At 61.4% G+C, this 20095-nt stretch carries 19 protein-coding genes and 1 pseudogene; 8 read left to right on the top strand and 12 right to left on the bottom strand.

Going from position 1 to position 20095, the window contains the following annotated elements:
- Positions 1-7: 7 nt before the first annotated feature.
- Positions 8-1033 (bottom strand): hypothetical protein, encoded by a 1026-nt coding sequence (locus tag E8F11_RS28525; RefSeq protein ID WP_280292270.1) that lies wholly within the window; start codon positions 1031-1033, stop codon positions 8-10.
- Between the two features lie 312 nt (positions 1034-1345).
- On the opposite strand from E8F11_RS28525, the gene E8F11_RS28530 reads away from it, so the two are divergent.
- The gene (locus tag E8F11_RS28530) at positions 1346-1975 is read left to right on the top strand and encodes a hypothetical protein (RefSeq protein ID WP_280292309.1); all 630 of its coding nucleotides are present in this window, start codon (positions 1346-1348) and stop codon (positions 1973-1975) included.
- 60 nt (positions 1976-2035) lie between these two features.
- Here the strand turns inward: E8F11_RS28530 and E8F11_RS28535 are convergent, their stop codons facing one another.
- Together E8F11_RS28535 and E8F11_RS28540 are read right to left on the bottom strand one after the other, a co-directional pair.
- Complete coding sequence (locus tag E8F11_RS28535; RefSeq protein WP_280292271.1) at positions 2036-2509, bottom strand: hypothetical protein; 474 nt, start codon at positions 2507-2509, stop codon at positions 2036-2038.
- Positions 2506-3351, bottom strand: coding sequence for a winged helix-turn-helix domain-containing protein (locus E8F11_RS28540; protein ID WP_280292272.1), 846 nt, complete (start codon positions 3349-3351; stop codon positions 2506-2508). Before E8F11_RS28540 ends, E8F11_RS28535 begins: the two co-directional genes overlap by 4 nt.
- Positions 3352-3628: 277 nt before the next feature.
- Between E8F11_RS28540 and E8F11_RS28545 the strand changes: the two genes are divergently transcribed.
- On the top strand, positions 3629-4393 hold the full coding sequence (locus E8F11_RS28545; protein WP_280292273.1) for a DUF3313 domain-containing protein: 765 nt from the start codon (positions 3629-3631) through the stop codon (positions 4391-4393).
- 36 nt (positions 4394-4429) lie between these two features.
- Positions 4430-4930: an outer membrane beta-barrel protein gene (locus tag E8F11_RS28550; RefSeq protein ID WP_280292274.1), complete on the top strand. Its 501-nt coding sequence runs from the start codon at positions 4430-4432 to the stop codon at positions 4928-4930.
- A 514-nt stretch (positions 4931-5444) separates the two neighbouring features.
- On the opposite strand, the gene E8F11_RS28555 is transcribed toward E8F11_RS28550, so the two are convergent.
- The 9 genes and pseudogenes from E8F11_RS28555 to E8F11_RS28595 form a co-directional block, all read right to left on the bottom strand.
- Entirely contained in the window at positions 5445-5765 is a 321-nt protein-coding gene (locus E8F11_RS28555; RefSeq protein WP_280292275.1) for a hypothetical protein, read from the bottom strand.
- 187 nt (positions 5766-5952) lie between these two features.
- The gene (locus tag E8F11_RS28560) at positions 5953-6408 is read right to left on the bottom strand and encodes a glycine zipper 2TM domain-containing protein (RefSeq protein ID WP_280292276.1); all 456 of its coding nucleotides are present in this window, start codon (positions 6406-6408) and stop codon (positions 5953-5955) included.
- A gap of 36 nt (positions 6409-6444) precedes the next feature.
- Entirely contained in the window at positions 6445-7458 is a 1014-nt protein-coding gene (locus E8F11_RS28565) for an HAD family hydrolase (RefSeq protein ID WP_280292277.1), read from the bottom strand.
- Positions 7459-7477: 19 nt separating this feature from the next.
- The gene (locus tag E8F11_RS28570; RefSeq protein ID WP_280292278.1) at positions 7478-8743 is read right to left on the bottom strand and encodes an outer membrane protein transport protein; all 1266 of its coding nucleotides are present in this window, start codon (positions 8741-8743) and stop codon (positions 7478-7480) included.
- Positions 8744-8890: 147 nt separating this feature from the next.
- The gene (locus E8F11_RS28575) at positions 8891-10546 is read right to left on the bottom strand and encodes an arylsulfatase (protein WP_280292279.1); all 1656 of its coding nucleotides are present in this window, start codon (positions 10544-10546) and stop codon (positions 8891-8893) included.
- A gap of 270 nt (positions 10547-10816) precedes the next feature.
- Complete coding sequence (locus E8F11_RS28580) at positions 10817-12718, bottom strand: potassium transporter Kup (protein WP_280292280.1); 1902 nt, start codon at positions 12716-12718, stop codon at positions 10817-10819.
- Positions 12719-13289: 571 nt separating this feature from the next.
- On the bottom strand, positions 13290-13667 hold the full coding sequence (locus E8F11_RS28585; RefSeq protein WP_280292281.1) for a helix-turn-helix transcriptional regulator: 378 nt from the start codon (positions 13665-13667) through the stop codon (positions 13290-13292).
- Positions 13668-13807: 140 nt separating this feature from the next.
- Positions 13808-14002 (bottom strand): AraC family transcriptional regulator ligand-binding domain-containing protein, encoded by a 195-nt coding sequence (locus tag E8F11_RS28590; RefSeq protein WP_280292310.1) that lies wholly within the window; start codon positions 14000-14002, stop codon positions 13808-13810.
- Positions 13994-14737, bottom strand: a pseudogene (locus E8F11_RS28595) (DUF1302 family protein); the annotation flags it as partial. The gene E8F11_RS28590 and the pseudogene E8F11_RS28595, both read right to left, overlap by 9 nt.
- A 310-nt stretch (positions 14738-15047) precedes the next feature.
- On the opposite strand from E8F11_RS28595, the gene potE reads away from it, so the two are divergent.
- The 5 genes from potE (at position 15048) to E8F11_RS28620 (ending at position 20083) form a co-directional block, all read left to right on the top strand.
- Positions 15048-16406, top strand: coding sequence for a putrescine-ornithine antiporter (gene potE, locus E8F11_RS28600; RefSeq protein ID WP_280292282.1), 1359 nt, complete (start codon positions 15048-15050; stop codon positions 16404-16406).
- A gap of 15 nt (positions 16407-16421) precedes the next feature.
- Entirely contained in the window at positions 16422-17327 is a 906-nt protein-coding gene (locus E8F11_RS28605) for an amino acid ABC transporter substrate-binding protein (protein ID WP_280292283.1), read from the top strand.
- Positions 17328-17498: 171 nt separating this feature from the next.
- Positions 17499-17867: a DUF3302 domain-containing protein gene (locus E8F11_RS28610; protein WP_280292284.1), complete on the top strand. Its 369-nt coding sequence runs from the start codon at positions 17499-17501 to the stop codon at positions 17865-17867.
- 2 nt (positions 17868-17869) lie between these two features.
- A complete protein-coding gene (locus E8F11_RS28615) occupies positions 17870-18829 on the top strand; it encodes a biotin/lipoyl-binding protein (RefSeq protein ID WP_280292285.1) in 960 nt (319 codons plus the stop codon).
- A 150-nt stretch (positions 18830-18979) separates the two neighbouring features.
- On the top strand, positions 18980-20083 hold the full coding sequence (locus E8F11_RS28620; RefSeq protein ID WP_280292286.1) for an AI-2E family transporter: 1104 nt from the start codon (positions 18980-18982) through the stop codon (positions 20081-20083).
- The last annotated feature ends 12 nt before the right edge of the window (positions 20084-20095 follow it).

Here is a 20095-nt window from a genome sequence, read left to right on the forward strand (position 1 = left end):
GGGTGGATCAACGGCTGGATACATGGCTGGCCAGGGGCCGCAGGGCCAGCCACGTGCGCCAGCGATCGAGATCGCCCCTGGCCATCTCGAACAGGCTTCGCGTGTTCAACGCTTCCAGGGAACTGATGCACGCCTCGAGCGCAGTCGCTTCGACACGGCACGGGTTCTCCGCCGGTAGCCTGGTGCCCGTCAGGTAGGTCGCCAGGAAGTAGGAGGCCGCGAAGTCGGAGGGAAACTCATGTACGCCGCCGGCATGCAGCCAGGCACTCATCTTCTCGGCAAGGTGGCTCGCGTAATCCTTGGCGTCACGGCTGAAGTCGACCGACTCGCAGTCCTCCAGATAGATAAGACTGGCAGTGTCGTTGAGAACCCGCCCGCGAACTCTGCAGTACAACCCGACATATTCACCCTCCATCAAGAGCCCGGTATATCGCCCCACGTCCCCGTGAAGTTCGGCCTGGACATTGGAAAAGTCATCGTTACCGGGAAGTTCAACGATAACGTCGTCGGCAAAATTAACGCGTACACCGACGATTTCACCGCTGACGATTATCTTCTTGCCCTTGTAGAGTTCTTCCGCTGCCAACTCGTCATCCTTATAGATGCTCGCCAGTCTGGAACTTGGCAGGCGCTCGACCGGGCTGACCATGGCCAATTCGACAAGGGCCGACTTACCTCCCGCGAGCCCTACCAGGTAATCCTGCTCCATGACATTGCGAAAGAAACTCAAGGCCCCCTGGTCAACTTCCGGCCCGGAGGATTTATCGGCCTTTCCTTCCCCATCGCCGTCGAATAGCGACTGGAAATATCCGGAGACCTTTGCCAGATCCTTCGATAGTGCATCCGGAATCTCCGAACTTATCGAGACATAGGCGCCAATCAGAAATAACGGAAAGGCCAGCGTCGCGAAGACGATGCCATCGATCGACTTGCCAATAAGGCGATTAACGATATGCCAGAGGTCCGGGCAGAGCAGGACTGCCGCGACAAAAATGGCCGTTCCTCCTGCGAACGAACTGTTGATCGCTCCCACGGACAAGACTGCCAGCAGGCAGCAGGACACCCAGCAGAAAAAGCGGAAAACACTCTCGACTCTCAACTGACTTCACTCGCCGAACATTAGTAAATTAAGCCACGCAAGATCCGATAACCGACTCTCGCCATGGCACGTCACGGAATTATCCGTGGGAGCGAAGCCAATCAAAGTCATCAATATTCATTTTCTATCAAATCACCCCATCCGACCCTGAAAGGCGTATCAATCCAGGCTATCGGCTCAGTACTATTCCGTTTTCTCGCCAGAGTCTGGCTTCGCAACTTTCAAGTTCATCATCACGGAATTCAGATGCGCTACTCCAACAGGCGAACCATCGCCTCCATTGCGATTCTTTTCACACTGCTGCTGTCTGGTTGTGCAGTAACGCCACCCGTCGACCAAAGTAATATCTGCTCGATATTCAGGGAAAAGTCAGGCTGGCACGAAAGTGCACTGGATATGCAGGAGCGCTGGAATGTCCCCCTGTATGTGCCAATGGCCTTCATGCAGCAGGAGTCGAGTTTCCGTAGCGACGCCCTGCCGCCCAGGCGTTATGCATTGGGTTTCATTCCTTGGGGACGGGTAAGTTCCGCCTATGGATACAGCCAGGCCAAGACAGAGACCTGGAGTGACTACCTCAAGGAAACCGGCAATTGGGGAGCGGAACGGGACGACTTTGCCGATGCCATGGATTTCATGGGCTGGTACATCAGCAAGACGCAGAAAGTAAACGGGATATCCGTCTCCAACGCCTCGGCCCAGTATCTGAACTATCACGAAGGCTGGGGCGGATATCGCAAGCGCAGTTACGAGCGCAAACCCTGGTTGAAAACTGTCGCGGCGCGGGTCGGGGATCGGTCCGAGACGTACAGCCGGCAATACCAGGGCTGCAAGCAAAGCTTGCCGGATGGATTCTTCGAGCGGCTTTTCAGCTCCTGAACCGCGGCGCCGCCAACCTGGCTCGAATCCCCCGTTGGCGGAGGATTCACCGCTATCACCTTATCGGTAAAGGCATCGGACGTAGTCCAGTTCCTGGGTGTAGTAGCAGATGGTGTTTTCCACCTGGGTCGGCAAGAACTCAAGGTGCAGGGCCGCCCCGGTCGCCAGGCCGTACTGTCGGCCGAAGAACACGTCCGGAACTTCGCTCAGCCCGGAAAGCGGGTTGCTGCGGCTGCTCTGCGCCTGCTGGATCTCGAGCTCCAGGCTGCTCCTGCCGAAACTCACCGCCTTCGCAGACAGGGAGGCGTAATTCAGGTTCGCCTCCGACTTTTCAATCACGGCGAGGCTCAGGGTGTCGCCGATGATCAGCCGCTCTTCCGAGTGGATCATCTCGCCGCTGTTCAGGACGATGTTGTTCGTGCCGTGGTAGGAAACCCCCTTGGTATAGGCGGGCCGGTCGAAGACGACTCCGGCCAGGGCCAGCAACGCCATGCCGGAAAGAATGAACAGGTGCTTGAAACGGACGAAGTTCATTGGCTGTCCTCCAGGCACTTCCTGACCATTGCGAGTTTCAGGTTTTCCATCTTGTTGTCTTCGGAAAACATCAGGTTGCCGGTTCTTCCATCCGCCCTCACACAACTCAGGTCAAAGAGCCGGTTCGCCTTGTTGACCCAAACCTCTCCTGCCGGGTGAACATCCCGGGATTCCAGCACGGGTTTGAAGTCTGCCATCAGCCTTTCGGTTTCCGCTTCGTTCACGCCGACGAACCGGTAGGTCACCGGCCCCTTGACCACAGTTGCAATGGCCAGTTCGGAGCCCATCCCATCGAACAGCCCGCCCCTATAGCAGAAAACCGCAACAAGCAGGCCTGACATCAATACGTAAGCTGGCAACAGCAACCGTCCCCAGTCGAACTTCGTCCCGGCGCGGTGCAACACTTCCGTCTGCACCGGTTCGGGAGCATTTTCATTCGACAGGCTGATTTCTTCAGCCGCGGCCTCTTCGGTTTCCTCGGCGGAAACCGCGCCAGCTTCGTCGACTACATAACTGGCATTGAATCGATAGCCACGCCTTGGAACTGTCTGCAACAAGTCGTGGTCACGACCGTCGTTGATCAGGTTGCGCAAGGTGAAGATCGCCTGGTTCAAACTTCCCGCAGCGACTACACGATTATCCCAGGCGAACTCCATGATCTCGCTGCGACTCTTTATTTCTCCGGGCTCCAGCAACAGCAGTTGCAGGAGTCGAGATTCCGCATAGGCCAAAGTGACGGAGTTCACTTCGCCCCCCTGCGGCGCGAAACTCAATTGATTGGTTGCAGCGTCGAGAGTCGCCGTATCGCCATTCTTCAATAAAAACTGAAACTTGCTTCTCATGCTTTCCGGTGAATCTTGCACTGATAATGGATGACCGCCAGGCGGCTGCCTTATTTTCCCGCACAACTGATCTTCAAAGTCGATCAAAAACCGAAAATAACGATTTTTGATTCGGTGTATCGACCTTCTCCAGTGAAAATTGCCCACACCACAATCATGAGTGTGAGGCCCGACCATTCCATCCGTTGTCGCTCCCCGCCAGCCTAACCAGCCACGGCGACCGATCCCCGAAGCTTAGCCAGCATCGCCCCACTATCCAGCGATCGCGGCAAGCGCAGTGTTCTTTCTGCAATGCCTCGAAAACACGGCTGACGAAGCCTTTGAACATCCGCTTCTGGAACTTTCCATGAACCTGAAATTACTTTCGATCATTCCATTCACACTCTCGCTGGTCGGCTGCTCGATGGCCCCGAAGATTGATTCCAGCCATTCAGAGCAACTTGACAATCCGCGTGGGCATACCCAGGTCGAGAAGAACGAAGACATGATTTACTGGAAACGGAATGACGTCCTTTTTGCTGCAAGTTATGACAAGAAGATCTTCCTGAGCCCGACTGGTTTGGTTTCGGCCGCGGATGGTACCAGCCAGGACCTCGACTCGGCGGAAGAACGGAAAATTCTCAACCGTTTCCGCTCTCAACTGCAACACGAACTTTTATCCGCAGGTTACGAACTCGTCGACACCCCCACTCCGCGCTCCCTCGCACTCAAGGTGTCGATAGCCGATATCAAGCGCACGCCGCGGGATATGACCGTCATGGAATACGTCCCGATCGGATTCCTCGTCGGTCTGGGCATGCACACGGCCGGCTTGCGGGATGAAACGCTCTATCTGTTCTTCAAGACCGAAGTCACCGACGGCATGAACGGGGAAACCTTCGGCCAGGCCGTGAACCGGGTGCGCAGCGCGGATATAGACCCGTCCGACTCCCCCGTTGCCGAGGATCTCTACCCCGCAATCGACGCCAAGGCGCGACAACTTCGCGAGCGACTGGATCGCGAGTTCCAGGGCGAGAGCGCCCTGCATGCCACTTCCAATTAACCCGGAAACCCCTCACAGGAACCATCAGGTAGAAAGATGAAATTCGGAAAACACCTTGCTGCAACCCTGCTCACCCTTGCTTCCTTTGGCGCCGTTGCGGATGACAGAGGGCTTTATGTGGGTGCCGGTGTGACCCACGTGGAAACGGATGAACACAGCCTCGGCGACAGCGATAACAGCTACAAGGCCTACGCGGGTTACCGCTTCAATCCATACCTGGCAATCGAAGGCGCAGTGGTCGACCTGGGCGAGTTCGAAGGCGATGGGCAACGCTTCGACGGCAAATCCGTCCAGGCCGCGGTGCACCTCGGTGTCCCGATCGGCGACCGGATCCGCCTGTTCGCCAGTGGCGGCGTCCATGCCTGGGATGCCGAAGGAGATTCCGCCGGGGATGACAATGACATGGACCTCACCTACGGTGCCGGCGTCGAACTCGACCTGTTCAGGAACATCGGCGTACGTGTGGAGCAGGAGGTCCTGAAGGTGGGTGATATCGACCTGGACCAGACCAGCGCCTCCGTCTACTTCATTTTCTGATTCGATCCACGGCGGCTCCTGCACTCGCAGCGAGCCGCTTCCCTCCGCCACCGGCCGCCCAGCGCCGGGTCGGCCCCTCCCCCGCCAGCCTCCGCCTGGGCCATCCTGTCGGCCGGCAAGCCTTTCCTGCTGCCGCTCCTCGGCCAGTGCGCAGGATGCGCCGCTCCGCGATCCGGTCGAAATCGTCGGTCTGTGCAACCGGTACATCCAGCGCCAAGGATTGCAGGTAATCAGCGGGCGCCCTGTCGGGCCTTGCATCGGCGCAAGCGGGAATCATGGCCAGGGCGAAAAGGGAAAGCGCGGCAACCCGGACGGGAGCGCGCAGGGACGGGCGAAGCGGAAAACGTACCACGGGTATCTCCATCGGCAACTTGAACTCATCGTCAATTCGGGGCGCCACGCCATGAAGCCCCGAGTAGGTTGGTGTTGAGCGAAGCGAAGCCCAACAAGGCGGCGCGTGCGTGGCCCAAACCGCCCGCCTCTCCCATACGGGTTCCGACAGCGGTGGTATTGGCTAACGGCTGCAGGATCCCCGTTCGACTAGGGCAGAGGTGATATCGGAGCCATCGTGTTGAATCGCGGACCAGATGATCACCCCGCTCTGCCCCTCGGCAACACTTCCGCTGGCATTGACGGTAGAGCTCAGGCCCTGCGCATTGGTCACCGACAGTACGTAGTCGCATTGGTAATACTCGTCCCCGTCGCCATCGGCCGCGCAAACCAGACTCCAGGTATTGCCAAGCTTGTTCGGCCCCACGCATTCAGCTGCCGCAAATGCGCCAGTTCCCCACAAGCTGACCGCAGCCACCGCGATAACAGAATTCAGGTAGTGCATAGCGGAACCTCATTCCCAACCCAGTGCGGCCCTGGACATTCGCGACCCACCAGAAGTTACGAGCGCGACGATCATCGACCTTCGACTTGCGCAGGGTCCACCGACGCCTCGCCCAGCGCGAACGCTGTCGCGACGCCAACAGATTGCAACAGCCCCGTCCTTCTTGCTGATCGCCAAGTTCGGCCAATCAGTTCTGCGGTACGACCCGGGCCTCGTTGCCGGAGCCCTCGACATACACCGCCATGCCCTGCTTGAGCGCCGGGTTGATGGGCTGGGTCACCGAGACCAATACACCGTTCTTCACGCGCACAATGACCTGCTGGGCTTCCTGCGGTTGGTCATAGTGCTTCTTCTCGGCATAGTTGCCACCGGCCGCTCCGGCGAGGGCACCGGCGACCATGGCGACATCCCGGCCCGTGCCCTGGCCGATCAGGCTACCCAGGCCGACACCAGCCAACCCACCGAGGATGGCGCCGACTCCGCTGTCATGGTTGGTCTGCATCTGCGTCGGCACGATCTGCTCGATCCGCCCGCTGCGAATCTCCATTTCACCGGGCCCACCACTCCCGGCATCGACCGCTGCGCAGGCGGAAAGCAGCAGGCTGAACAGCAAGGTTGCAATCCTGGAAACCATTACGTTCATCGTGATCACCTCATTAGTCAGAACGGTCGCGCCTGGTCACTGCTTCGCCACCTCGGCGTCGAAGGGGTAGACCTTGCGCCAGTCCTTCGCCATGTCCACCACTGTCCAGCCCTTGGCCTTGGCCTCATCCAGCGCCTTGTCCAGCTTGCCGATCCTGGACTGCCGGTCGTAGGCCCACTCGCGCAACGGGTCGGTGTGGTGCACCAGTCCCATGAAGCGCTTGCCGCTGCCGGCGGCGGTCCACTGCAGCATCTGCTGGTCGCCATCGGAATTGCCGAAGGCCAGGATCGGGCGGCGGCCGATGACGGCGTCGATGCTTTCCGGCTTGCCCGGACCGTCGTCGTTGTGGGCCAGCTTGGGAGTGCGCATGATCAGCGGCTTGCCGTCGTTGTACTGGTATTGGCCGGTGAAGGTGGTGCCTATCACCTGCTCCGGCGGGATGCCGTAAACCTCGTCGGTCCAGGCGCGCATGAATGCCACCTCGCCGCCGGAGACTATGTAGGTCTTGAAGCCGTTGGCGCGCAGGTAGTCGAGCAGTTCCAGCATCGGCTGGTAGACCATCTCGGTGTAGGGCTTCTGGCTTTTCGGGTGCTTCGCTTTGGCCAGCCAGGCGCGGACATTGGCGGTGAAGGCCTCGGTGCTGACACCGGTATGGGTGGCGCCGATGATCTTCATCAGCCCTTCCATGCCACTTTCGGCCAGGGTTTTCTGGTCGCCCTCCAGCACCGCCTTGAACGGCTGCTGGGTCTTCCATTCAGGGTGCTGCGGGGCCAGGCGCTCGACCTCGGCAAGGGCGAACAGCACCTGGAAGTACATGGGCTGTTCACTCCACAGCGTGCCGTCGTTATCGAACACCGCAATGCGTTCGGCTGGCGCGACGAAGTCCTTGGATCCCTCGGCGGTGACCGCCTCGACGAACTCGATTATGGCCTTCCTGGGAGGGCTGTCCTGCCAGGATGGCAAGGGTTCGGCGGCCTGCAGCAGTAGCGGCCAGAGCAGGAGGAGGAAGATCCAGCGGGCAGTCAGGTGGGGCAAGGAGACGCGGTTCATGTGCTTCCCTCCGCCGCTGTCAGAAGCGCCAGGTCATGTTGCCGGTGAAGGCCTGGAGCCAGGCATTGTCGAACTCTCCCGACGTGCGCTCGCCAGACAGGGTCTTGGTCTGGTCGATCGGCATGTCGCCGAGCCAGATGAAGACCCAGCTGAAATTGACGTCGGTGTCCTTGTCCAGTGCCCAGGTCGCACCGGTCGCCAGGCGCCAGGACTCGCCCATCGGCACGGTAAAGGTCCGGTCGGAATCGGAAACCGCCGCGCTGTCATAGGCGACACCGACATTCCACAGCAGCGCCGGCGTTGCCTGGTACTGCGCGCCCAGGGACAGGTGGTAAGTGTCCTTGTAGTTGGCGTCGACAGCGCGTGCTGTAGCGCGGTCCCGCGCCGTCTCCACCTCCACGGCGATGTCACCGAACTCCGACCAGTCCTGCCAATTGACCGAAGCCAGCAGTGCCCATTGCGCGTCCAGCTGCTGGTACAGGCTGAGGGTGAGGGTTTGTGGGATCTGTGTGTCGAGTTCGAGGTTCGTGCCATCCAGGGGATCCAGGAGCGGCCCCGTCCCGTCGACGTCCAGGCGGTCTTCGAAATCCAGGTCGATTTCGCTTGTATAGGCCAGGCCGATCCGCGTGCCGGGCCGCGGCGCGTAGATCACCCCCAGGTTGGCGCCGTAGCCCCAGGTGTTGTCCGCGTACTTGAACTGGCCGTCGCTGCGGTCCAGCAGGCCGAAAGGCGCGCGGTTGATCGCTGCCTCGGTCTCCAGCATGCCGAACATGGCCTTGAGGCCGAGGCCGACCGACCACTGGTCGTTGAAGCGATAGGCCACGCTGGGCACCAGCGACAGGCCGGCGATGCTGGCGTCCTGGACGAAATAGCGCCCGGACCAGTCGTCATCGTAGTTTTCCGCCAGGCCGAAATCGCCGTAGGAACCGAAACCGACGCTCCATTGCTCATCCAGCCGGTGGCTGATGAAGAAACTGGCGCCCGGCGTCGGGTCGAGGATGTTGCCACTGCCGGTGCCCGGAGTGTTGGTTGCCACATCGCGATGGAAGGTCAGGTCGCCGAACAGCACTTGCGCGCCGGCGGTGATCTGGGTGCCGTCCAGATAGCTCAAGCCGGCAGGGTTGCTGGCGATGGTCGAGGGTCCTTGCGCCCGGGCGGCAGCGCCGGCATTGGCCAGGCCGGCGTTGTCCGTGGCGATTTCGTAGAGCATCAGGCCGCCCGCCAGACTTTCCTGGCTGCAGAAGAGCGCCAATAGGGTCAACTTGGCCATCGACAGCGTACGCATATTCGGCTGCATCTTTGCCCCCTGCTAGGGATGAACCATCCTCTGAAGCCGGTAATTAGAGGCACCAGCTCGCGATCCCATCTTTTCCATGTGGTGCCTGGCGCAATGCTTCCATGGCAGCCCCGGCGGGGCTGCCACAGAGCAACGCTAATTACCGGTCGGCAATTGCAGGTGGATACCTTCTTTCTTCAGGTCCTCCCGTATCCACTGGAACTTCTGATACTTGGACAGTTCGAGGGGGCCGTCGTAGGTCATGCTCTGCATTTTGCGCGGCGGGTATTCGATGTAGGTTTTCATCAGCTTGTTGATCGCCGCACTGATAGGCACTACCGACCAGGTGTGCTCGGTGAAGTTGTTCATGAAGATGTCGTAGCGCTCCTGCGGGTCCTGCAGCAGGTCGAAGACCTGGGGGATGGTCGCTACGTACTTGGCCTCACCCTTCCAACCAAGGTTGCTGTCCACGGCCAGGCCACCGGTCTGGGCACCATTGTCGCCACGCAGGTTGAATACTGCCTTGAAATGGCCAACTCGGGCGGCACCGGGCGACAGCTCGTTCTCGGTAAAGTAGAACCACTCCTTGCGCGGGGACTCGCCAGTCCCGAGCAGCACCGGGGTCATGTTGTAACTGTCGAAAATGATCGGCTGACCATCGCGGTCCTTTTCCGGTAGCTTCACACCAGCCACTGCGGCGAAGGTCGCCATCAGGTCCAGGCCACCGATGATTTCGTGGTTTTTCGTGCCAGGCTTGATCTGGCCAGGCCAGCTCATGATTGCCGGTACACGGTTTCCGCCCTCTCGCACCGTGCCCTTGGTGCCCCGAAATGGCGTGTAGCCAGCATCCGGATAGACATCCTGCCAGGCGCCGTTATCGGTGGTGTAGACGACCAGGGTGTTCTTATCCAGGCCAAGGGCCCTGAGCTTGTCCATGATGCGGCCGATGCGCGTGTCGAGTTCGACAATGGAGTCCGCGTACTTGGACTTGGAAATCGACTTGTGCTTGAACTCGGGCGCCGGCATGTTCGGCTGGTGCACTTTCATGAAGTTGACGTTGATGAAAAACGGCTTATCCGACTTGGCCGCCGTATCGAGGAATTCCAGCGCGGCTTTCTCGACATAGCTGTCGAAGAATGGAATACCGATAACTCCCGGTTTGCCATCGACGACCGGCGTATCGACGTACTGGCCGTTGACCTTGAATTCTTCGACCGCCTTTTCACCCGCCTTGCCGGATAGTGCACCCCTGGTCACCTTGACGAACATCTCGCGGGTCTCCGCGTCCATGTCCGGGAACCAATCGGGGTCGGCATAGGTGTACGCATTCAAGTGATAAAGGCCGACGTATTTCATCACGTCATACCCTTGGGCATTGGGCAGTGCGTAGTCCGCCTCGCCCAAGTGCCACTTGCCGGTGAAGTAGGTCTCGTAGCCACCGGTCTTGAGTACTGACGCCAAAGTCCATTCGGCGGCTGGCAGACCACCGCCCTGTCCTTGGAAGGCCACTGTCGTCATCCCGCTGCGGTTTGGGATGCGGCCGGTCTGCATGGCAGCGCGGCCAGGGGTGCAACTGGGTTGCGCGTAGAACGAATAGAAAGTTTTACCTTCAGCGGCCAACCGGTCGATGCTCGGAGTCGGCATCCCTCGGCCTTCCCCTCCCCCATAGGGCCCCAGGTCGCCGTAGCCGGTATCGTCGGAGACGATAAAAAGAATATTGGGTTTTTCCGTCTGGGCTTGGGCAAGACCGGACAAGGTCATGATCACGGCTAGCGCGATTGGAAATTTCAAGCGAACTGATGGGGTTTTCATGCCAGGTATCCTTTCGCAGGTGTTGCTCGATGCTGTTTGCAGCCCAGGTGATGAGCGCACACCAACTACGAACTTCAGTGCTTTACCACCGAGCGGATAGCCTAGGTACTGCGTACTGAATCACTTCCCCCAAATAAGATGACCATGCACTGGTTAAGGCCAGGAGGGAGTCTAGTGCGACTTTTTCTATCGCGCGTGCAATAGGTGGTTTTTTCACCAAAGAATTTGCGAGCTGGGAACTGTTCGTTCCCAGGGGAGCCCCAGAATGGATCAGATCTCGACCTGGGTGCCCAGTTCGATCACGCGGTTCACCGGCAACTGGAAGTAACGTAGGCTGCTGTTGGCGTTCTTGTGCAGGAAGGCGAACAACCCTTCGCGCCAGAGCGACATGCCGAGGCCTTTGGTGGGTATCACCGTTTCGCGGCTGAGGAAGTAGGTGGTGCGCATTGGCGCGAAGTCCAGGCCCTCGACGCGGCACTGCTGGAGCGCGCCCGGCACGTTGGGTTCTTCCATGAAACCGAAGTGGAGCAGCACTCGGTAGAAGCCGTCACCGTACGGCAGGACTTCGAAACGCTGCTCATCCTCTATGCGCGGGGTGTCCCGGGTCACCACCGTCAGCAGCACGACCTGCTCATGCAGCACCTGGTTGTGCAGCATGTTGTGCAGCAGCGCATGGGGGACGGCGTCGGGGCTGGCGCTGAGGAATATCGCCGTGCCCCCGACGCGATGCGGCGGCTGGATCCGGATACTGTCGAGAAATCCCCGAAGCGGCAGCGCCGTCTCGTCCAGGCGCTCGATCAGGATTTGCTTGCCGCTCTTCCAGGTCGTCATCAGCAGGAAGAGGATCACCCCCGCGACCACCGGGAAGGCGCCACCCTGGAAAATCTTGGGCACGTTGGCGCCGAAGAACAGCCCATCCACGACCAGGAACCCCAGTAGCAGCGGCACCGCCAGCCAGCGTGGCGCGCGCCACAACAGCAGCATCACGGCCGAGACCAGCAGCGTGTCGATCAGCATGGTCGTGGTGACGGCCACGCCATAGGCCGCGGCCAGCGCGCCGGACGAACCGAAGCCGATCACCAGCAGCACGACGCAGGTCATCAACGCCCAGTTCACCACGCCGATGTAGATCTGGCCCTGTGCGGCGCTGGATGTGTGCTGCACCTGCATCCGCGGGATGTAGCCCAGCTGAATGGCTTGCTGGCTCAAGGAGAATGCGCCGGAGATCACCGCCTGGGAGGCGATGATCGTGGCCAGCGTCGCCAGCCCGATCATCGGCAGCAGCGCCCATTCCGGGGCCAACAGGTAGAAGGGGTTGCGGGCGGCGGCCGGATTCGACAGCAACAAGGCGCCCTGACCGAAATAGTTCAGCACCAGCCCGGGGAGGACCAGGCTGAACCAGGCCCTGGCAATGGGCTTGCGGCCAAAATGTCCCATGTCGGCATACAGGGCTTCCGCCCCGGTCAGGGCCAGCACCACGGCGCCGAGGATGGTCACCCCGATGCCCGGGTGGGCAACGAAGAAGTTGAAGGCCCACCACGGATTGACGGCCTGCAGCACCTCGGGCCGCTGCGAGATGCCATGGATGCCGAGCACGCCCAGCACCACGAACCACAGCACCATCACCGGTCCGAAGAGGATGCCGATCCGCGCCGTTCCGTGCTTCTGGATCAGGAACAGGCCGATCAGCAGCACCACGGTGATCGGCACGACCCAATGGCCCACACCAGGCAGGGCGACGTCCAGACCTTCGACTGCCGACAGCACGGAGATTGCCGGGGTGATCATGCTGTCGCCGTAGAACAGCGCCGTACCGAACAACCCCAGCAGGACCAGCAGCGCGCTGAGCCTGGGATAAGCGGCGGTGGCGCGGCGTGCCAACGCGGTCAGCGCCATGACGCCGCCCTCGCCGCCGTTGTCGGCACGCAGCATGAACAACACATATTTCAGCGACACGACCCAGAGCAGGGACCAGAGGACCAGCGACAGGACCCCGAGCACGCCCGGCGCGTTGACTTCCACGCCATAGTGACCGGCGAAGACTTCCTTGAGGGTGTAAAGCGGGCTGGTGCCGATATCGCCATAGACCACGCCGGTGGCGGCGACGAGCAAGCCAATGGATGACGAGTGGGCAGGAGAATGGGCCATCGGCTCCAGGACCTTCGAGCTCATCGATCAACTCCGGGGGAAATATTGGCGGCAAAGCGGGTGGAAGGTTGATGGCATCGAGGTCGGTCGCCGAGCTGAAGCGGAGGTGCGGGAAACTCGGATAGGCAGCCCGACCTGCCATGAGAGGGCGTCAAGTATCCTGTGCAATTGGCGTTCCCGGCGTAAAAAAAGCGTAAAAAATTCGCTTGCAGCTGGCCCTTCAACGGCTCTCGATCAACGGTCGTTAGTTGCAGATGGAAGCAACTTGTCAGCCGAAAACCTCCTTGTTAGGTTTTTTCTGTAGTCGGTCGAAAGATGTGGGAGGCGTGCCATGAGCGTGAATACCTTAGGCCTGATCATAGTCGGTTGCGCTTTCATCGGCTGCATCGGAATGGCCCTGTGGGTCAACCGGCCAGCCATCAAACTATGGTGCGACAGGCATCACCTGCACTTCAGGCACTAGTGCCCGGCTTGAGGGGCTTATGTAGGAGCGAGCTTGCTCGCGAAAGGTCGCGCTCGGGCTGTTCGCGAGCAAGCTCGCTCCTACGGTCTAGAGTTGAGCCCTGCACGGGCGTCATGTTTCGAACGCGGATCCTTACCCAGGCGAATTCATCCGTTGCGCCAGCAACTGGCGCCGCCGGGCTCCGGGCGTCATCGCGAACCAGCGTCGGCAGGCGCGGTTGAACACGCTCTGCTCGCTGTAGCCGAGCATGCCGGCGATCTGCGCCATGGGGATGTCGCGCTCGGCCAGGTAGAAATCGGCACGATCGCGGCGAATGCCTTCCACCAGGTCGTCGAACCGCCAGCCCAGTTCGGCGAGCCGGCGCTGCAGCGCCCGTTCGTGCAGACCTATCTGCTCGGCGATCAGTGGCAGGCGGCATTGCTGGGTCGGCAGCATGCGCAACACCAGGCGCTGGACCTGGTCCACCAGGTCGGACGAGCTCTGTAGATTGAAATGGCTGAGGTACTGCACCAGGGCTCGCTGCAGTCCAGATCGAGCTGGACCCCGGAGCTGTGGTAGCTGATGAAGCGGACGATCTCCGCCAGCGCGTGCCCGGCGGTCACCGCATTGCGGGCGATCACGGCGATCGGGCCGAGCACATTCAGGTTCTGCTACTCGGCCATGCGCAGGCCGAAGTCGGCGCAGTCCAGCTCCTGGGCCGCGTATTCCAGCAGCCCGACCAGGGAGCGCAGCGGCACCCTGGCGTCCTCGTCGTCGAGCAGTTCCGGGCGGACGCGAAAGCGCTCCAGGAACGGGACAGGGTCGCGCCCGAGCTTGCCGACCAGCTCGCGGAAGCCGGCGATCACGTCCGGCTGGGCGAAGAAGGTGCCGCAGTTGTCGACAACGGTCTGGTCCCACTCCAGCTGGTAGAAGGCTTCGGCGGAGAGGTTGTCGGTCAGGCTCTGCGACACATAGAACATGTTGACCGGGATCAGGCCTTCCTTGAGCTCGGCGCCCGGACGGCGGAAGGCGGACACGTCGATCGGGTTGATCGAGTTGATGCTGTTGCCGATGAAGGTGCTTTCACCCCAGCTCACGACCTGCTTGCCCAGGCGCACGCTGCCCGGCAGGTCGGCTATTTGATAGTTGTGGTAGACGAAGGCGTCGAGCAGCTCGGCGCCGGAGGACTTGGCGCCTTCCTTGCGGCCGCTGTCGTCGATGTCCTTGAACAGGCGGCTCTCGTCCTTCAGCTCGAAGTCGTACCAGTACTTGCCACGGACGAAGACACCGGTGTCGCCGTACTTGAGCTCGAGGTCGTGGATGCCCTTGAAGATCTTCGAGAAGGTCTCGCCCTTCTTGAAGTTCAGACGCGAGTCGTCGGAGGTCTGCGACAGGCCATCGCCACCGTTGTTCACCCCGATCAGGTCCTTGTCGGCCCCGCGCATGGACCAGTTGGCCCCCACGGACAGCGAGGAGTCGAACTGCCCCTCGATTTCACCGACGTTGAAGTTCACCGCTTCGGCCGGAGCCGCGATACAGAACGCGATGGCCATGGCCAGCGCATGAGGACGGAAAGCGTTGAGGGCTATTTTTGTTGTCATTTGGCCTTTCCCAGGTGGACTACTGCTCGGTGGCCAAAGCTAATCAATCCCCTCCGCGGCGGTAACGGACGAAGTAGTGATTTTAAGAGTCATCCCCAAGAGTGACGTCGAGGGCCCCGGAGAGGGACCACGGCCAGTTCCACGATCGCCTGGCGACGGCCGGCAGGCGGCAAGCGTTCCCGGGCGCCGAATACCCGGCAGCTGTTTCCACCGGTAGCAGTCGGCCATACCAGGGAGAGTCGGATTCCGTGCGGTGCCCCTTGCAGAATGATCTATACCCAATAGGCAACGATCCGGGATGGAGTCGTCGATGGCTGAGTCAGACAAGAAGATGACCCTCACCGGGCTGACCACCCTGGTGGCGGTGAACATGATGGGCTCAGGCATCATCATGCTGCCCACCAACATGGCCCAGCTCGGTGCCGTATCACTGCTGTCCTGGATCTTCACCGCTATCGGCTCCATGGCCATCGCCTACTGCTTCGCCCAGTGCGGCATCTTCTGCACACGATCCGGCGGCTTGTCCGCCTATACCGAAGAGGCGCACGCGAAGTCCGGGTTCTTCCTCTGCTCCTACCTGTACTTCATCTCGCTGGCCATCGCCAATGTCGCCGTCGCCATTTCCGCGGTGGGTTACATGACCGCGTTCATTCCCTGGCTCGGCAGCGGCGCGATTCCGCTGTGCGTCGGCACCATCGGCCTGATCTGGCTGACCATCCTGGCCAACTTCGGCGGCCCGAGCGCTACCGGCAGGATCGGCGCGATAACCGTATGGGGCGTGATCATTCCGGTGGCGGGCCTGAGCCTGATCGGCTGGTTCTGGTTCGACCCGGCCATCCTTATCGCGGCCTGGAACCCGAACGAGCTGCCGGTTTCGGAGGCCATCGCCAAGACCATTCCCCTGACCCTCTGGGCGTTCCTCGGCATGGAATCCGCGGCGCAAGCCACCGATGCGGTGGAAAATCCCAAGCGCAACGTGCCGCTGGCCTGCCTCTTCGGGACCCTGGGCGCCGCAGTGGTGTACGTGCTGTCGACCACGGTGATCCAGGGCATAGTCCCCAATGCCGAGCTGGCCAACTCCTCGGCGCCGTTCGCCTATGTCTACGCGCAGATGTTCAACCCCACCATCGGCAACATCATCATGGCCCTGGCGGTAATGGCCTGCATCGGCTCCCTGCTGGGCTGGCAGTTCACCCTGGCGCAAACGGCCAAGATGACTGCCGACCAGGACATGTTCCCAGACCTGTTCAGCAAGGCCAGTCGCCTGGGCGCACCGATCTTCGGCATGATCGTCTGCGGCATATTGCAGACACTGATGGCCTTGTCGACCATCTCGCCGAACGCCAGCGAACAGTTCGGCAAACTGGTCAGCCTGGCCGCGGTGACCAACCTGATCCCCTACGTCACGGCGCTGACCGGGCTCCTGGTGATCATGTACAAGGCCGGGGTCGGCCCGGTGATCTACACCCGCAATACCCTGGTACTGGTGGTGGCTCTGTGCTACTCGTTCTACGCCCTCTACGCCTGCGGCATGGAAGCCGTGTTCGGCGGCACCCTGGTGCTGGCGGTCGGCTACCTGTTCTATGGCGTCATCGCCAAGCGCTTTGCCAGTGAAACACGAGCTGGTCCGGGAAGCGATGGCACGTCCTCGCCTGAAAAGACAGCCTGATGCAGGGAACAGGACATGAACGCACGCTCGCCATCCGCCATTCGCATGTTGCTCACCGGCGCGCTCGCCCTTCTGCCATGGCTGGCGGGCGCCGACACCTTGGAGCGGGTACGCAGCACCAATGCGCTCACCCTCGGTTATGTGCAGGATTTCGCGCCCTTCAGCAGCCTGGAAGGCGACAAACCCGTTGGCTATGCCATGGCGCTGTGCCTGAAGATCGCCGACCGCCTGAAGGAGGACCTGGACCTGCCCAACCTGCAGGTGCGCTATCGGGCCGTGACGCTCGACAGTGAGGTGAGTGCCGTCAGCTCGGGAGAAGTCGACATTGTCTGCACGCCGACGCCAGCGACGCTGGAAAACCGCAAGCGCGTGAGCTATTCCATCCCTGTCTACACTGCGGGCCTCTCGGCCGTGGTGCGCCGCGACGCCCCTGAATCCCTGTTACGAGCGCTCAATGGCGAGGAAGTGCATAGCGGGCCGACCTGGCGCGCGACCGTCAACCGCGGGCTGGCCAACCAGACCATCGCCGTCCTCGCAGGCGGCGTCAGCGAGGACTGGGTACGCAACAAGATGAAGATGCTCGGCGTGCTGACCACGCTGGTTACGGTCGACAGTATCGCCGCCGGCGTGGATGCGGTCGCCGGGGGGAAGGCCGGTACCTTTATTTCCGAACGCATGCTCCTGCAACACCAGGTGGACAAGAGCAAGGACGCCGCCGACCTGATGGTGGTGCCCCGCCTCTTCGAGTTCGCCCCGGCGTCAATGATCGTCACACGTGGCGACGAAGACTTCCGTCTGCTGGTGGACACCGTCCTGAGCGAAATGTACCGCTCCGGCGAGATCGAAAAAGCCTATGCCACCTACCTGGGAGGCGCTCGCGGCACGTCCAGGCTGCTGTTCAAGGTCTATGGATTGCCCTGAGACCTCGCCGCGGCCATGGCTCGAACGATACCGCTGCTAGACTTCAGCGCACGGGCCGGAGCACCGCAGATCAAGGCGGTAATGACGATTTTTAATTTCCATCATTGGACCTGAGGCCATCAGCATTCCGCTTTTTCCATATCCATGGATCACCGTTGAGGGAAGGATTTCATGCTCGATTACTTCGCCCTGGGCTTGCTGTTTTTCGTCGGGATAGTGTTGTTCTACGGGATCATCGTGCTGCACGACATCCCCTACGAGATCGCCGTGCACCGCAACCACCCGCACCAGGATGCGATCCATGCCACCGGCTGGGTCAGCCTGTTCACCCTGCACGCGCTCTGGCCCTTCCTGTGGATCTGGGCCATGGCCTATCGCGAGGACCGGGGTTGGGGCTTCAGTGACGGCAAGCCTGCGCAGGTCCATGTAGCCCACCTCGAACAACAGATGGCGGAAGTCCTCCAGCGCCTGGAGCGGCTCGAAGGCCAGCGGGGCACCCCGCAACCGCCGGCGCCTCCGGCCCGGGAAGAGGACGTCTGACCATGGATCTCCTGCTTATCCTTACCTACACGGCCCTCTGCGTCGCCATCTTCAAGATCTTCCGCATCCCGCTGAACAAATGGTCGGTGCCCACCGCCGTGCTCGGCGGGGTGGTGCTGATCGGCGCGCTGATCTTCACCATGAACTACAACCACCCCTACTCGGAGGTAGCCCGCAGCTACTTCGTCTCGGTTCCGGTGATTCCGGTGGTGACCGGCCAGGTGATAGATGTGCCGGTACAGGGCAACCAACCGCTGGAAAAGGGCGACGTCCTGTTCCGCATCGACCCGACGCCCTTCGAGAACCGGGTCAATTCCCTCAAGGCCCAGCTGGTGTCGGCCAAGGCCGACCAGTTCCGCGCCCGCGAGCTGGCCGCGCGTAACGTCGGCAATCGAAGGGATGTGGACATCACCACGGCACGGGTGGATGACCTGCAGGCGCAACAGAACATCGCCCAGTTCGAACTGGACCACACCGTGGTGCGGGCGCCAAGCAAGGGCTTCGTCACCCATGTCTCGCTGCGCCCCGGGATGATGGCGACCAGGTTGCCATTACGCCCCTCGATGGTTTTCATTCCGGACGAAGGCCACTACTTCACCGCCTGGATGCGGCAGAACAGCCAACTGCGCCTGACTCCCGGTGACGAGGCCGAGGTGGCCTTCGACGGCATTCCCGGCAAGGTCTTCAGCGGCAAGGTGAAACAAGTGATCGGGGTGATCGGCGAAGGCCAGGTACAGCCTTCCGGCACCCTGCTCAGCTACACGGGCTCGCCACCGCCAGGCCGGGTGCCGGTGATCATCGAGATCACCGACCCCGCCTTCGAGCCCTACAGCAAGCTGATGCCGGGCGGCGCCTACGGCCAGGCGGCGCTCTACAGCAAGCATTTCCACCATGTCGCGGTGATGCGCAAGATCCTCCTGCGCATGGCGGCCTGGATGAACTACATCTTCCCGTTCCACTGACTGTCGCGGTCGAACACGGGCGGCCTGGCCGAAACCTTCCAGGCCGTCCCCGCGGGCGGACACCGCCGTGATCCCTACGGCGGTTCCAGGCCCGCCATACAACAATCGCGTTCCCTCTGCCTGCCTGGTCGCATCACAAGGAGAAGCCAGATGTCACCCACCCCCCTCACGGAACGAATGCTGTCCCGTGGCCTGCTCGATGTCCTGATCCGTGCCGGACTTATCGCAGTGCTGGTCATCTTCTGCTTCCAGATCTTCAACCCTTTCCTCAACCTGATGCTCTGGTCGGTGATCCTGGCCATCACCCTCTATCCCCTGCACCGCCTGCTGAAGGCCAGGCTGGGCGACAGCGACGGCCGCGCGGCGACCCTGATCGTGGTGGTCGCGCTGATCATCCTGATGGTGCCGGCCTACCTGCTGGTCGATTCGATGGCCGAGTCCGTGGAGCATGCCCTGACCGTCGTCAAGGAAGGCAGTCTCCACATCCCGCCGCCGACCGAGAAGGTGGCCACCTTGCCGCTGGTGGGGCCGACCCTGCACGATTTCTGGCTGCAGGCTTCCACCGACCTGACCAGCCTGCTGCGCAAGGTCCTGCCCCATCTGAAAGACGTCAGCCTGAACCTGCTGGGCAAGCTTGCGGGTGTCGGCGTCGGCTTCCTGATGTTCGTCGCCGCCCTGATTATCGCCGGCGTCATCATGGCCTACGGCGACAATGGCAGCCGCAGTGCAGTACAGATCGCCACGCGCATCTCCGGCCCGGACAGGGGACCGAAGATCGCCGTGCTCTGCACGGCCACCATCCGCGCCGTGGCCCAGGGCGTGGTCGGCATCGCCTTCATCCAGATGCTGCTGGTCGGCGTCGGCTTCGTCGCCATGGGGATTCCGGGCGCCGGCCTGTTGGCCCTGGCCGCCCTGCTGCTGGGCATCATGCAGCTGCCGGTCGTGCTGATTTCGCTGCCGGTGATCGGCTACGTCTTTGCCACCGAAGGCACGACCGCAGCGAGCATCATCTTCGCCATCTACAGCCTCGTCGCCGGCATGTCCGACAACGTGCTGAAACCGCTGCTGCTCGGCCGCGGGGTGGACGTACCCATGCCGGTGATCCTCATCGGCGCCCTGGGCGGCATGGTCACCAGCGGCTTCATCGGCCTGTTCATCGGCCCGGTGGTGCTGGCGGTCGGCTATCAGCTGTTCTGGCAGTGGGTGGAAAACCCGCAGGAGGACGTGCAGCCCGACCAACCGCCGCAGACCTGATGCAGCTGCGCA

The organism is Pseudomonas sp. BN417 (assembly GCF_029871205.1).
In the GTDB taxonomy this organism is placed as follows: Bacteria; Pseudomonadota; Gammaproteobacteria; order Pseudomonadales; family Pseudomonadaceae; genus Metapseudomonas.